General features: G+C 42.1%; 17 protein-coding genes. 9 read left to right on the forward strand and 8 right to left on the reverse strand.

Annotated elements, in window-relative coordinates:
• Positions 1–189: 189 nt before the first annotated feature.
• The 6 genes from E3K36_14185 to E3K36_14210 form a co-directional block, all read right to left on the reverse strand.
• The gene (locus E3K36_14185; protein ID MCF6156354.1) at positions 190–540 is read right to left on the reverse strand and encodes a cytochrome c; all 351 of its coding nucleotides are present in this window, start codon (positions 538–540) and stop codon (positions 190–192) included.
• Between the two features lie 104 nt (positions 541–644).
• Positions 645–839: a hypothetical protein gene (locus E3K36_14190; protein ID MCF6156355.1), complete on the reverse strand. Its 195-nt coding sequence runs from the start codon at positions 837–839 to the stop codon at positions 645–647.
• A gap of 35 nt (positions 840–874) precedes the next feature.
• A complete protein-coding gene (locus E3K36_14195) occupies positions 875–1240 on the reverse strand; it encodes a hypothetical protein (protein ID MCF6156356.1) in 366 nt (121 codons plus the stop codon).
• A gap of 31 nt (positions 1241–1271) precedes the next feature.
• Complete coding sequence (locus tag E3K36_14200) at positions 1272–1466, reverse strand: 4Fe-4S dicluster domain-containing protein (GenBank protein MCF6156357.1); 195 nt, start codon at positions 1464–1466, stop codon at positions 1272–1274.
• A 68-nt stretch (positions 1467–1534) separates the two neighbouring features.
• Entirely contained in the window at positions 1535–1939 is a 405-nt protein-coding gene (locus tag E3K36_14205) for an Hsp20/alpha crystallin family protein (protein ID MCF6156358.1), read from the reverse strand.
• A 21-nt stretch (positions 1940–1960) separates the two neighbouring features.
• Complete coding sequence (locus tag E3K36_14210) at positions 1961–2410, reverse strand: Hsp20/alpha crystallin family protein (protein MCF6156359.1); 450 nt, start codon at positions 2408–2410, stop codon at positions 1961–1963.
• A 659-nt stretch (positions 2411–3069) separates the two neighbouring features.
• On the opposite strand from E3K36_14210, the gene E3K36_14215 reads away from it, so the two are divergent.
• The 8 genes from E3K36_14215 (at position 3070) to E3K36_14250 (ending at position 10761) form a co-directional block, all read left to right on the forward strand.
• Positions 3070–4143 carry an RnfABCDGE type electron transport complex subunit D gene (locus E3K36_14215; GenBank protein MCF6156360.1) on the forward strand — a complete coding sequence of 358 codons (1074 nt, stop codon included), beginning with the start codon at positions 3070–3072 and terminating at the stop codon, positions 4141–4143.
• Positions 4140–4802 (forward strand): FMN-binding protein, encoded by a 663-nt coding sequence (locus E3K36_14220; GenBank protein ID MCF6156361.1) that lies wholly within the window; start codon positions 4140–4142, stop codon positions 4800–4802. The genes E3K36_14215 and E3K36_14220 overlap by 4 nt, the downstream gene beginning before the upstream one ends.
• Positions 4803–4971: 169 nt before the next feature.
• On the forward strand, positions 4972–5583 hold the full coding sequence (gene rsxE / locus E3K36_14225) for an electron transport complex subunit RsxE (GenBank protein ID MCF6156362.1): 612 nt from the start codon (positions 4972–4974) through the stop codon (positions 5581–5583).
• A gap of 25 nt (positions 5584–5608) precedes the next feature.
• A complete protein-coding gene (locus E3K36_14230; GenBank protein MCF6156363.1) occupies positions 5609–6199 on the forward strand; it encodes an NADH:ubiquinone reductase (Na(+)-transporting) subunit E in 591 nt (196 codons plus the stop codon).
• Between the two features lie 59 nt (positions 6200–6258).
• Complete coding sequence (locus E3K36_14235; protein ID MCF6156364.1) at positions 6259–7314, forward strand: 2Fe-2S iron-sulfur cluster binding domain-containing protein; 1056 nt, start codon at positions 6259–6261, stop codon at positions 7312–7314.
• 21 nt (positions 7315–7335) lie between these two features.
• Positions 7336–7836, forward strand: a complete 501-nt coding sequence (locus E3K36_14240; GenBank protein ID MCF6156365.1) for a hypothetical protein — start codon at positions 7336–7338, stop codon at positions 7834–7836.
• A gap of 191 nt (positions 7837–8027) precedes the next feature.
• Positions 8028–8504, forward strand: a complete 477-nt coding sequence (locus E3K36_14245; GenBank protein MCF6156366.1) for a hypothetical protein — start codon at positions 8028–8030, stop codon at positions 8502–8504.
• A 61-nt stretch (positions 8505–8565) separates the two neighbouring features.
• Entirely contained in the window at positions 8566–10761 is a 2196-nt protein-coding gene (locus E3K36_14250) for a B12-binding domain-containing radical SAM protein (GenBank protein ID MCF6156367.1), read from the forward strand.
• Positions 10762–11257: 496 nt separating this feature from the next.
• Here the strand turns inward: E3K36_14250 and E3K36_14255 are convergent, their stop codons facing one another.
• Positions 11258–11524 carry a hypothetical protein gene (locus E3K36_14255; protein ID MCF6156368.1) on the reverse strand — a complete coding sequence of 89 codons (267 nt, stop codon included), beginning with the start codon at positions 11522–11524 and terminating at the stop codon, positions 11258–11260.
• A gap of 327 nt (positions 11525–11851) precedes the next feature.
• Between E3K36_14255 and E3K36_14260 the strand changes: the two genes are divergently transcribed.
• A complete protein-coding gene (locus tag E3K36_14260) occupies positions 11852–12832 on the forward strand; it encodes an acyl-CoA thioesterase (GenBank protein ID MCF6156369.1) in 981 nt (326 codons plus the stop codon).
• A 52-nt stretch (positions 12833–12884) separates the two neighbouring features.
• Here the strand turns inward: E3K36_14260 and E3K36_14265 are convergent, their stop codons facing one another.
• The gene (locus E3K36_14265; protein MCF6156370.1) at positions 12885–14657 is read right to left on the reverse strand and encodes a carbon starvation protein A; all 1773 of its coding nucleotides are present in this window, start codon (positions 14655–14657) and stop codon (positions 12885–12887) included.
• Positions 14658–14737: the final 80 nt, after the last annotated feature.

Here is a 14737-nt window from a genome sequence, read left to right on the forward strand (position 1 = left end):
TATACCTCCTTGGTTCTATTTTGGTTCTATTGAAGATATTTGATTCGTAGGAAATTATACCGTATTTGAGCCTCGTTTCATCAATAAATACTGTATATAGACAAATTTTTTCATTTGACCCAGTCTGTTTGTTTGTCCGTGCTACCCTAAAACCGTTTAAATAAAATGAAAATTCCTATGCAGCGAAATTTATTTCTTCCCAAAACTCCTGACAACGGAAACCAATGCCTTAATCTCATCCTGTGTCAGTTTTTCTTTAAACGGCATCATCTTTTCTGGTGTGCCATTGTTAATTTGCTCGATGATCTGTTCATCGGTTGTCTTTGCCTGCCATTCTGCATTGGCAAGCTCACGTGCCCCCAATCCCGCCCCAAGATCTGTCGGATGACCGTCCTCCCCGTGACAGGTTTTGCAATGGGTCATGTATAGTTTTTTGGCATCGATATCTGCCGCTTTGGAAACGGGGATTCCTGAAAAATAGGTAATTGCCCCTACAGCGACTGCAAACGATGTTACTGCAAAAAATTTTGTTTTATGCATAGCTTTTCCCCCTTAAAAAATAATAGACTTTAAGATAATCTTTTCCAAATTCAGCGCTGAGTGGCACACATTGACCTTCAGTTCACTTCTGTTGTGAAGATACCTTATTCTTCATAAGTAACAACACGAATAACGCCCATCGTACCACCGTTGGTGTTCGTGGTGCTGTCACAAACAGAAATCACCTTCTTTATATTGCTCTGTTGTAAAAAATCATTCACTACTTTGTCCAATTCCACAAGTTCATTATGGACGTGAAATATCCTTAGGGGCGAAGTAAAAGTCTTTACTTTTATCATAAAGTGGCTCCTTCATGAAAAAACAAGGAAAGTTATTATTTGGTTACATCCACTTCCTTTGCTCCTTCCCAGATACCATGGAGGTTGCATCGGCTAAACGCCCGGAGTGTCCTTTTTCCCTCATGCTGCAAAACAACGCTCAGTGACACTTCCGGTCTATTAAGCTCAGCAGTAAAATCCACCCGTGAAATATATATGTGCCCACAATACAGATCTACAAATTGAATAAAATGCCCATTTTCCATTCCATGAAGTGTTTCTCCCACTTTTATATTTACTGTAAAGGGCTGTCCAACCTTTACAGCACCCTGTATGGTAATAACGGGTACATGTTTCTTCGCGGTGTCCGCCGGACCTGTGGCCAGTGTGTTGATCTGACAAAACAAACTTGTTTCTGCCATTTTTATGCTCCATATTAAAATGTTTAAAAAGTTACATACACTTCTTCTTTAATGGTGTGAATACAATCTGGATAGCCTTTACAGGGCACACCGGGATGCAGCGCTCACACTCATCGCACTTGCGATGCGTAATTTCTGCCTTCTCATGTTTCATGATAATGGATTCCATAGGGCAAGCATGCAGACATTCTTCGCAACCGACACATTCTGCTTTATCTACAAAAATCATAATTTGCGTGCCTTTCAATAGCAGGAATACCACATCCATGAAGCCTCCTGCAAAAGGTTGTGAGATTATTCTGCCTTGACTTCAATCTTCCTTGGTTTTACATGTTCTGCTTTGGGCAAGACAAGAGATAAGACACCGTCAGACATCTTTGCCTCAATTTTATCCCTGTTAATGGCATCTGAGATAGCAAAGTGCCTGTGGTAATGCCCGATGTTATACTCATTATGTATTATTTTCTCATCAATATACGCCTCCAGAGAAACTTCACCATTGATAACTAATTCATTGTTTCGTATATCAATCGCAATGTTCTCAGTGCTTACTCCCGGCATATCGATTAAAATAGTAAAGTTGTCCGGGGTTTCATAAATATCAGCTAAGGGAAAGTACCAGTCTCCTTTCCCGGTTACGATACACCTATCAGGCGCAATCTTCTTTTTTTCGATGGCTGGGTGTTCTTTTGTTTCCATGAGAAGAATCTCCTTTTTTCGTTATGCCTTTTTAATTACAACTTGCTTTGGTTTTGTCTCTGCGGCCTTCGGAAGCTTTACCGTTAAAACGCCATTTTTGTAAGAAGCCGTTACTTTTTCCACGTCGGCCTTTTCAGGTAACATAATAGAACGGGCAAACGTTCCGTAGTTTCTTTCCCGGCGCAAGTACGTTATCTTCGCTGTGGTAGCGACAGGTTTTCTTTCCCCCTTGATTGTTAATACATCATCAACTACCTGGACATCCAGATCGCTGATCCTGATTCCGGGAATCTCTGCGCGAACAAGTATATTATCCTCGCTTGTAGATACAATAATCGGTGGAAATTCTGCGCTCACATAACCTTCGGTTTGAGGTGCGGAACTCAAAATGTCTAATAAGTCACTCATCTCTCGCTGGATATGGGTAAGGCTATTTAAAGGATCCAATCGGTCCCATTTTACAAGATTCATTAATTTCACCTCCTCTGCTTAAAATAAAATCCATGAAAGAAATAATAATTATGCCCTCCGTAACTAAAAACAACATTTGAACCACTTCAACCTCATAAATTTTTTCTTTCAGTAAGGTTTGTTTTCGACTCTTCTGTAATTATCCAAGATTTTAGACATCGAGTTCCATACTTCTGGATAAATTCCCCTTTTGGTTTTTTTCAAAAATTTTCGATTGTCATAAGTATGGAAATCATTTCTCCTGCAACTGTAACAGTTTATAAAAAATAATGTATCAGTTAATTTCCATTCAAAATCAAAAATAATCGTTAATAATGTAAATTTATATTCTGTTTGGCAATAAAGATGCCAATGAGTGAGAATTACTCCTAATTATCGTAATGGATGTCTTCGGGAGGTTCGTATATAAAAAAATATCTCATAATTTCCTTGGAAAAACCTCTTCCCTTAAATCTAATTAAATAGAATTTTGGTCTAAGATTCTTGATAAAAACATTCTTGAATTTAATCTTGCCGCTTGATTATGTTTTCCGTAACTACCCGATTTGATTATGGCTAGGATATATTTGTGCGATGTTTTTAAAGTCCGCCACTTTGGTATAATAATTGATTAGTTAAGAGAATCATCTTTTGAAAAGGACTTTTTTTCTGATAGAAAAATGCTTTCTTCCCTCAAATTCCTGAAACAGGAAATTATGCTCCGGGTGCTGTATTCGCTCATACCGGTTGCGATAGTGGCTGTCTATTTTTTTGGCTGGTATGTCGTAGGTATCATAGCCGTTTCAATGATATTTGCTTTCCTGACAGAATGGGTGATGTCCTCTTTGAGGAAGGGAAAAATAAGTTATGCGTGTTTTGTTACTGCCGGGATATATGCCCTTTCTCTCCCCCCAACCACACCATTGTGGATAGTTGCAATTGGCGCCATTATCGCTATCTTATTTGCGAAAGAGATGTTTGGGGGATTTGGAAAGAATGTATTTAATCCTGCTATTGTTGGGCGCGGCTTTGTTTTTGTATGCTTCCCTATCGAATTAACAGGACAGTTTGTGCCAGTATTTACGGGATTTCCCGGTGGATTTGGCCACTGGAGTGTAACAGCTTTAGAACAACCTGCGCAATATATTGCAGAGGCAGGGCTGAAAGTTGTCGATGCAATAACTTCAGCAACACCTATGTGGGCACATCGAAATTATAGTTACGAGAGTTCAATTCTTTCCCTGTTCCTTGGAAATATAGGGACCATCTTTGAATATGAAGGTCAAAAAATGGTCTTGGGTGCAGGTTCAATGGGAGAGGTTTCAGCGATTGTAATAATGTTTTCATGTCTTTATTTATTATGGACCAAAACTGCAAATTGGCGCTTGACTGTAGCGACGTTGCTGGGGGCTTTAATCTCCTCAGTTGTTTTCAGATACGCTTTTGGTATTAAAACCATTCCCCAACCACTCTTTACCCTCTTTTCCGGTGCATTATTTTATGCAGCTGTCTTTATGGTCACCGATCCGATTAGCGCACCAAAGGTTACCCTGTCACAATGGATTTATGGCTTTTTTATCGGCGCCATGATAGTAGTTTTCCGTTATAAAAGCATTTTTTCCGGTGGCGCCGGATTTGCTATCCTGCTCGGCAATATATTAGCGCCCTCTCTCGATTTATGGATAACTCGTATGAAAAAACCCCAAATCCCCGAGAAAGGGACTGTATCAGAGAAAGTAACTGAATCGCCATGAAAAAAACATCTCCCGCATATATTCTCGGCTTCATGATAACCATTTGTACCGTATTTGGTACTGGCATTGCTTCCGTTCATTATGCAACACTTGATATGCTTATTAAAAACGAAAAATTGCATAAGAACAGGATTATATGCGGTGCATTTGATCTTCCTGTCACTGGCGTATCTGCTGATGCCTTTCAAAAGGCAATTGATGACAACATAAGCCATGAGCAGATAACTTATGAAGGGCGTACATGGGACATATATAAACAAAAGGAAACCGGCAATATCGGCTTTGTCTTCAGCGGCACAGGCTTCTGGGACCGTATCTCTGGAATTATTGTACTTTCAGCTGACCTGTCGAAAATTGTGAATATTCAATTTCTCGACCAGAAAGAGACACCCGGATTGGGGGCGCGCATTGAAGAAGGTTGGTTTACCGATCAATTTAAAGGTATTTCCATTGCATGGGACCAACCGGCTGATAAGCGTATTATTGTAGGTCAGGCGCCGATTCCCAATGCAAAAAACCGGGTCGATGCTATTACTGGCGCCACACAGACGTCACTGGCGCTCATGAAGTTTTTAAACAGCGAGCTTGAGGCATTCAGAAAAGCAATGAAAGAACAAAAAGAAAAACCAATGCCTGAGATTCCTTTGCAGTGGGAATAACTGGATTGTAAGGAATTTCAAGCTTTTCGCCTCTCCCCTTAATCCTCCTCACTGAGGGGAACAACAACTGTCCCCCGCTGGCGGGGGTGGAATTTTGTCGTAAAAAGGTGTACGTGTAAGTCGCTGAATGCCTAATTTAACATGCTTTTTTATTATATAAGGACATTATATGGCTTATACACCCAAACAAGTTTTTTTAAACGGTATCTGGCAGGATAATCCAATCTATCGGCAGGTATTAGGAATCTGTTCGACTTTGGCTGTCACCAATCTGCTGGCAAATACCCTGTTCATGTGTTTTGGATTAATCTTTACCACCGCGCTTTCCAACCTCACCATTTCACTGCTGAGAGATTATACTCCGAAGCGTATACGCATGATTATCCAGGTACTTATTATCGCCTGCTACGTTATGATAGTTGATATCATCATTAAGGCATATGCTCCCGACATTCATCGCTTTATCGGTCCTTATGTCGGTCTGATCATTACTAATTGCATAATCATGGGAAGGGCAGAGGCCTTTGCCAGTCAGAACAAACCGCTGCTTTCACTTTTTGATGGTATTGCGTCAGGGGTCGGATATTCCCTCGTACTTATCTTCATTGCATCAGTACGTGAGCCCCTCGGATTCGGCTCTATTTTGGGTATAACGTTGCCTGCACGCGATCTCTGGTGGCATTCATGGATCATCATGGTCATGCCTCCAGGTGCATTTTTTATGCTGGGCATGTTTACCTGGTTCGCCCGCAGGTGGCTGGTCAAGGAAGTAAAACGATAAGGAGAATACCATGGATCTGCAAAATATGAATTTTTTTGCATCACTTGTGCTTATTTTTACCTCAGCGGCATTTACCGACAATATTCTGTTAGCGCGTTTTCTGGGGATGTGTTCGTGTCTGGCAATCTCCAAAAAGGTAGATACCAGTATTGGTTTAGGCGGTGCAGTGATGTTTGTGACTGCAAGCACTACCGCGCTTAATTTTTTGATGTATAAATATGTTCTTATTCCGCTGGGTATAGAGTATTTGCGCCTGCTAACCTTTATTGTTATTATTGCTGCCTTTACACAACTTTTGGAAATGATTATTGAGCGCTTTTCTGAAAAGTTGTACTATGCCCTGGGAATTTTTCTGCCACTCATTACAGTTAACTGTGCAATTTTAGGCATTGCGCTTTTTATGTTGAATAAGCCCTATACATTCTGGCAGGCCTTTGCCTTTGGCGCTGGCGGAGGTTTTGGCTGGTTTCTCGCAATTACCCTTATTGGCGGTATCCGTGAGAAAATAAAAGAAAGCGAGATTCCGAAAGGTCTGGAGGGCCCTGCAATTACCCTTATTATTATCGGCATCATGGCATTAGCCTTTGTTGGATTCTCGGGAATGATAAAAATATGATAATAGGCAGCATCCTTGTTTCTATCGGTATTTCAGTCGGTTTTCTTTTGATCACCGGAATGATTCTCGCGTTGCTTCTCATTCTTGCCGAGAAGAAGATCCTGAATTACGGTACATGCTGCATTGACATTAACGAGGGTGAAAAGAAATTACAGGTCACTGGCGGGGGGTCCTTACTGTCTTCACTTGCGGAGAATGAAATATTTATTCCGTCAGCCTGTGGAGGACGCGGCACCTGTGCATATTGTAAGGTGCAGGTAATGGAAGGCGGGAGCATGATTAGTCCGGTTGAAGAACCTTATCTGGGCCCCGAAGAGCGTAAAAACCAAATCCGCCTTTCCTGTCAGGTCAAGGTTCGAAAAGACATTAAGATCCATGTGCCGAAAGAATTATTGTCGGTCAAAAAATACAGGGGGAAGCTTCTCCATAAGAGACCATTGACATATGATATTATAGAACTGCGCATTGAACTCCTTGAACCGAACACCATAGATTTTGTTGCGGGACAGTATGTTCAGCTTGAATCCGAGGAGTATGATGGCCACGACCGGGTTATGCGTGCCTATTCCATGTCTTCTCCCCCATCTGATAAAAATCACATCGAACTTATGATCCGTAAAGTTCCCAGTGGCATCTGCACCACCTGGGTATTTGAGCATCTCAAAGAAGAACAGGAAGTTACATTCAGCGGACCGTATGGTAAATTTCGTATTTCGAATACCGATGCAGAGATTATCTTTATTGCAGGCGGAAGCGGCATGGCACCGATCTGGGGGATGTTGAGAGACTTGAAAGAAAACGGAAATACGCGTAAAGCCACCTACTTTTTCGGTGCTCTCACACAAAAAGACCTGTTTTTTGTTGATGAACTGACCAAACTTCAGCAAGAAGTTTCCTGGTTCAGATTTGTTCCGGCGCTTTCCAAAGAACCAGAGGGGTCGGATTGGAAGGGCGAGCGCGGTCTTATCACCGAAGTTGTAGCACGCTACATGCCTGATTGTTCAAAAAACGAGGGTTATCTTTGCGGTTCGCCTGGCATGATTGATGCCTGTATCAAAGTCCTGACAGAAGCGGGTATGACAGAAGACCGCATTTTTTACGATAAATTTGCTTGAAATATTAAGGAATATCCGTGTATGAAACTATCGCCTCAAGATCAGAGATTAATTCATAACTTGAAACCATCCAAATTTTCTAAAGAAGGCTTTTTAGGGACAGATACCCGTTCTGTGGAGGAAATCATTGCCGATGATTTAGATACGCTGAAAAAAACGGGTGTTTCAAAGGAATTGTTGCTGCAGACATTGAGAGATGCCTATCAGAAAGCAAAAGAGGCCTTTGGGGCTGAAATAGAGATAAAAAGGAACGTGACGGCCGTGTTTTGTGAGTCAATGGGACGCATTCCATCACCGTTTTGCAAGGACGGTCTCTTTGAAAAAGGTGAGGCTGTCGTTACTGATAGCGCCAGTAATCTGTCGCTTATTATTACGAGCCTGGGAATAAATCTTATCGAAAAGCATGATTTTTTTCAGGGCAGAGGATGCAGGTTTAGAATCGATCCTCTGGTTGCGATAAAAATATTTAAGCTTTTGCCAGAGAGAATTTTTTCGCCCCGACAAAAGCCTTCTAATGGGTGACATTTCTTCTCTTTTGCGAAGCTGCCCTTCTTCAGACAAATGGTAGAAAAAGAATTTATACAAAAAACTTGATAATGCCTTATTTTTGATTATAGTATAAAAAAGGCTTTAAAGATTGAAGATTTAATCGTTTATGGGATTCGAAGTATAAAATAGGTGTCATTAAACCAAAGACAGAAAGGTGGTTAAGTATGAGCATCACAAAGGAAGCTAAGGATTTAGTAGTGATGATCAAGAGGCTAATAACTTTCGATCTGGAAGATATCCTGGATGGGGCAAGAAAAATTCCTCCAGGAGTAGTTGATATCCAGGTAAAGGATCGAGTAAAGAGCGGAGAAGACTATAGAACTATAAAGGTCTCTCTGAGCAACGAAAAGGCGTTAAAGGATTTGGATCTTGATAATCTTAAAAAAGTTGCGACACCCCAGGTTGTTAAAGCGGCTTCTCTTTTAAAAAGAAATATGTCTTTTGATCCAAAGGTAATATGCCAGGCACAGAATATGGTACCTCATGGGATGATTGAAATCTCAGTCACGAGCAGTGCTTCAACCGGCGTCGTAAATAATAACAATAATTTCAATTCTAATAAAAGAAAAAAGAAAGATGCATCATCGGCCGATTCAGCTGTATATTGGCCCGATCAATTTGCTGAAATCGAGCCGGTATAGTGTATCATTTCCAGAATATTTCCAAGTCTGACAAGTATTCTGGGAGAACGAGCCAAATTTTGTGAAACAAAAATGCCCCGTGAGTCATAGTAGGGATGTCGTCTTAATATTTCCACCACAATGGACGCCGATGCAACCCTACTTGAGCATACCTGCGCTCACTGCCTATTTACAAAACCATGGAATTTCGGTCAACCAGTGTGACCTGAACCTGGATTTTTACGAAAAGCTGTTATCCCGGGGGCAGCTTCAACCTCTCTGCTGTAAACTGGAGCAAATCTTCCAGCAGTTAAATAAGAAACAATCCTTACGCCTGGAGGAACAGAGGTATTTCTATTCCATCTATCTGATCCGTAGTGCCTTTGATGAGGTGATATCAAAGATCGAAGAAACGAAGGATTTTTTTCGTTCCGAAGAAAATTTCTTTGATCTGAGTAAGTTGAGCATTCAAAAATCCATCTTGAATACCGCCATTAATATTGTGAATGTTAGCTGCAGGGTCGAGTTGGCTTTAGATGAACTCTGTTTTCCCATCGATGTAGAATCCTTTGAAGAGATAGCAAAATTTATATCTAGGGAAGAGAACAATTTTCTCCTCCGTTTTTTTCAAAAACAAATCGAAGATCTTTTAACATCAAAAAAATATCTGTTAGCTGGTATCTCTATTAATGATTCCAGCCAGTTGGTTCCAGCATTGACCATGACCAGATGGATAAAGGTACATCGCCCTGAGATCCACATAACAATCGGAGGGAATCTGCTGTCTCGTTGTATTGATGGGCTGAGAAACCTGCCTGATTTTTTTCGAAATTTTGCCGATAGCGTTGTAATATTTGAGGGCGAAAAGCCTCTGTTAAAATTGATCCAAACGATCAAAAATGGAAAGAAATTGGCAAATGTACCCAATTTAATTTTCCTGGACTGCGAGAAGGTTGTCCAAACGGAAATGTGTCAACCGGAGGAAATCAACAGACTTCCTACCCCTGATTTTGATGGGTTGAAACTGGACAAATACTTTGCACCATTCCTGATATTACCGATCTTGAGTTCAAGAGGTTGCTATTGGGGAAAATGCACTTTCTGCGATCATAGTTACATTTATCGTGAAGGTTTTCAACAAAGAGATGCTGAACAGGTTGCAAATGATCTTCGTACCCTGAATATTAAATATGGTACCAGATATTTTTCATTTTCCGATGAAGCTCTTTCGCCATCAGCATCACGCTTGATATCTGCAAAAATAATCGAAAGTAAACTAGATGTTTCTTTGCTGGCACAAGTCAGGCTTGAAACTGCATTTTCGGATGAAATCTGCTCGTTGATGTCTCAAGCCGGAATAAAGATGCTCTTCATTGGGCTTGAATCTGCCAGCCTCAGAATACAGAAAAAGATCAGAAAAGGTATCAATTTTGACCTGGCACCAACAATTCTGAAGCGTTTTTATGAGGCAGGTATAATGGTACACCTATTTGTGATTTTTGGATTTCCAGAGGAAACGGTGGAGGATAGTGAAGAAACCATCGACTTCATCTTGAAAAATAAAGACTACGTGTTTTCGGTAGGTGCTTCTACCTTTGCAATTGGAAGACATTCTCCGATCAGCCAGAATCCTTCCAAATACGGGGTTACTATTCGCTCTCATTTTTCTCCCAAACCGTTCTCATATCATTTCAATTTCGATTACTTAACCGGACAAACCGAACAGCTGGTGTTGAATCTAAGGGACCGTTTTATGCAGCTTGCAATAAAAAAATTACAATTCGGGGCAATCTGGGGCAAATTGTTCCGGGAACAGTTTTTCTTGTATTCATTACAATACAAAGGGGATGATCTTCTGAAGGTTATCAAGAAATTTCATGATCTTGAAGAAAATCTTTGTGCTTCAATTGATGAGTCGGAAGTTGATATTTGCAACCACTACCCAATTATCAGGCAGGGTGTATACCTTAACCATTTAAATTTCGATATTCTCAAAATACAGGAGAATCTGAAAAAGGGGATCAATAAGGAAGTAAAACCGGAAAACAGCTATTTAATCTACGATCTTTATAGACAACATTCAACAAGAGTACCACCGGAAGGTTATGCAATATTATTACTTTGCAACGGAAATTATACAACCGATGAAGTCATTAATGTACTGGCTTCGTTGCTGGCTATGAATTCGGAAGCCGTAAAATCAAAAGTAGATTCATTCTTTCATGAGATGAGAACACTCAAAATTCTCAAATTTCTGAAAAAACCTGAACTTCAATGAGATCAGCGTAAATTCCGAAGGAATACCAGCCACCTTCGACCTCTGCCAGGATATTGTGGAGCCGGGAGGATATATCGCCAACGTTGGCGTACACGGAAAGGCCTAACCCTAAAGCTGGACCGACTCTGGTTCCATAACATCACGCTAACCACCCGTCTTGGAAGACACCGCGACCACCCCGATGCTCCTGACGCTGGTTTTGGCAGGATGGCCGTAGCCAAAAAACTTGATAGCGCACCATTTTCGGCTGGAGGAGATCATGATGGCTTATGACACTTTCGGAAAATGCAGCGAAGGAGAAGGCCTTGAAGATCTTTTTAGAAAACACACTTATGGAGGCGAAGTGATCATCCAGTCAGGCAGGGCAGGCAAAGCCCTGCCTGAATAAATTTCACCAAGACCATTTTCAATCCGATCTTCATGCAGAACGCTCCCAATTACTCGGTTTTTGGTAGGTAGTGTCTATCCTACACGACTGGATTGATTCCCTGCAGTTTTACTTTGATGTTTTTGTGCCTGAAGGAGTTTTGTCTGTCCTGGCGATATCCTGACTGAGCATCTCAAGGATACGGCTTATGACTGCGACTTTTCCGCTGTAATCTGCTTCCTGAATCGGTTCGGTAAATCCCGATGTGCATACAAGACGCACTGTTCTGTCATCCTTTTTAACAATGCTCCATTGAGCTTTTAATGCGATATGCGATTCTGAGAGAGTAGAACCGAGAGATTTTCTACAAGAAACCGGTTGATAATCTTCCTTCAGGGAACCAGCCCATCGGTCAAATTAGGCAGAAAGCGAGAATTGTTCATAAAGAAACTAAAACCAGTAGTCCAAAATGAGCCGTTCGGTAGCAGATAAATGGTGAAAGTCGGGTAATAGAAATGCCAAAGATTATTCATTACAATAAGAGATTATTATTGATTACCATGCAAAAATTGGAATAAAATATTGAAAATCCGTATTCCTGTTTTAACGCCCTATCAATAGCAGGTTTTAAAAGTATTTAAACTATATTGATCTCCTGAAACGTAACGGACCAAAAATTATTGCCCATCATTATATAATTTTCGAATCAGGTAATTTCCTTCTATGCCCAGTGTTCACTCCACCATGGTAGAAATGCTGCATCATGTCTTTCCCCAACATGCGAACCCCGCGGGTACCTTGTATGGAGGGTGGATGATGAACTGGATCGTTACGGCGGGAAACCTGGCTGCTTTACGGCTAACCAAAAGACCTTTACTCCTGGCCTCTATCGAAGATTTATTCTTTCTCCAGCCCGTCCGGATCGGTGACGTGGTTACCGTCAGGGCCATGATCGAATATATTGGAAATACTTCGCTGGAGGTGGAGGCCGTTGTATTCTGCAGGCCGTTAAACGAAGAAGAAAAACTCTGTACGCGTGCCAGAATGTCTTTTGTTTCCAGCGACGTTCAGGGTAAGCCAGTACCTATAGAACAGCATATAGAGCCTGCTGACGATAATGAAAGGAAAATGTATCAGTATGCCAGGAAGATACGGGAAAGAAGGTTTGCGCGGATAGCACAAAGAAAGCAAAGGGTGCTTGATACCGGTCTGGAAGATGTCGGACAACTCAGCCTTCGGGCACATCGGCTGGTTTTCCCGGAAGACGCTATTTACGGTAACCTCATGTACGGGGGAAAGCTCCTGCTCGTATTGGATGAGATTATAGCCATCGTGGCAATGAAATTCGCCAAAGGGACCATCGTAACGGCCTCACTGGACGCTTTGGATTTTTACCACCCCATTTATGTTGGAAATGTGCTCACCCTGGCAACTTCTCTCAATTACGCCGGCAGGTCTTCTATGGAGATTGGTGTAAAGGTCCTGGCCGAAGATCCGATCAACAATATCGTTCGCCATACCTGCACAGCTTTTTCTACCTGTGTCAAAGTGGACGGAAACGGCAAGCCGAGTCCCCTTACGCCATTTACGCCAGTAACCGATGTGGGGAAAAAACGCTGGGCCGAGGCTGAGCAAAGAAAAGAACACCGCATGCAAAGATTGAAGGACTTGCAGTCACAAGGGCTAAAAGGGTATCCGATATAATAATATCAGAGTTGATCGCATGGTTCCGTTTTGTCCAGGTTGCGTGGTTTGTTCACTTTTCAATATCGTCTATAATGGGAACGCTCAGAGGAATACCTGTTTTAAAATTATAGAGCGTCTTGGCCGCAATGGTGATAATCCCCGAGGAGAGACCTAATAGTACCAGGTCTGCTATAATGAGTGTGATATTGCCTTGCGGAATAAAACGGGTAACGAGCAGGATTGCCAGCATGGCTATGGTGGTAATGATCATGAATACGGCTGGAATGGCTGTAAACCAGATGCTCCTTTTTTGAGAAAGCAGCCAGAAGGACACGATGATTAGGGTCAAAGCCGCCAGAAGTTGGTTGGTCGTCCCAAATATAGACCAGATATTATTTACCGTATTCCCGTATGCGAGTCCAAACATCAATCCCGCTGCCAAACTTGAATTAACCCAATAGTGGCTCAAAATCTTTGGGGGATTTTTAAAGATAACCCGCCAGAGTTCCTCAAAGAGATAACGATTCAATCTCACAGCCGTATCAAGTGTGGTAACAATAAACCCTTCCAGAAGTAACATGCCAAAGAGAATACCAAAAGATATCGGTAATCCTAATCCGGAATGCAGTGTGTGACCAAAAGCCACGGCAAAGGCCAATATGGGATTGCTTTGAAGCTTCGAGCCCTCTGCTGGTAAAACGAACTGTTTGTATTGGTGCATATCAATGCCCACAATGACCGTACTGATAACACATACGGCAAGGAAAGACTCCAGCAACATGCCGTAATATCCTATCTTGTGGACTGCTGCTTCTGATTTGACTTGTTTAGAGGTAGTTCCGCCGGCACAGAGGGCATGGAAGCCGGAGATAGCGCCACACGCAATCGTGATGAAGATCCCCGGCCATAGAAAACCAACGTGGGAGATACCCTCCTGGATATTATTGACAGGAAAGCGCACCTCTGCGCCTCTGAGACCCGATGCAAAGATACCGATGAAAAGCAATCCCAGTCCGATGTAAAGCATGTGGACATTGATAAAATCCCTTGACTGAAGAAATAACCAGACCGGGACACCCGCTGCGACTATAGTATAAAGGGAAATCAGGACCATCCAGAGTAACGGATTCAAAGAAATCGGCGCAAAAAAACCTGCGATAACTGATACAACACAGATGATGATTGCGAAGGCCGAGCACTTTGCAACGGAAACGTGCCTCTTGATATAAAGATACCCGATAAGTGGGGCAAAAAGGGTTATGATGATGACAGACATAGAGGCGATTCCACCAACGATAACCTTGCTTCCCGCGTCATCTGCCCAGCGAAAAAAGATCTGATCTTTGTTCAGGCCAATCTGTGAACTTTCAATTACGGATGTCAGGGCTGTTGCCGATGCGTTCAGGAAGGTGGCATTCACGAGGATCAGCATTACGATGGTAAATGAGATAACCATGATAAATCCTGCCGTACCCAAGGATTTTCTGGCAACTTCTGCAATGGATTTTCCACCCTCCCTTACGCTGACAAACAGGGCAGAAAAGTCATGTACCGCCCCAAAAAATATTCCGCCGATCAGTATCCACAGCCAGGCAGGTCCCCATCCGTAGATCAGAGCCATAACCGGGCCGATAATGGGGCCGGCGCCGGCAATGGCTGCAAAGTGGTGTGCAAACACGATCGGTGTTGCCGTGGGTACATAGTCGCGTCCGTCGTTTATTTCAACCGCCGGCGTAATTCGGTTCGAATCGATCCCCATTTTTCTGGATAGGAATCGGGAGTAAAAACGACCTGCCAGAAGAAAGCAAACAGTAGAAATAGACAGGAGTATAATTGGGTTCATTTGATGAGAGATAACTTTCGTAATTTATATTGAGCGAACTAGCACTTGGAAATTATCAATGTAATGAGAGAAATTAAAAA

The sequence above is a fragment of the Candidatus Brocadia sp. genome (assembly GCA_021646415.1).
GTDB lineage: Bacteria > Planctomycetota > Brocadiia > Brocadiales > Brocadiaceae > Brocadia.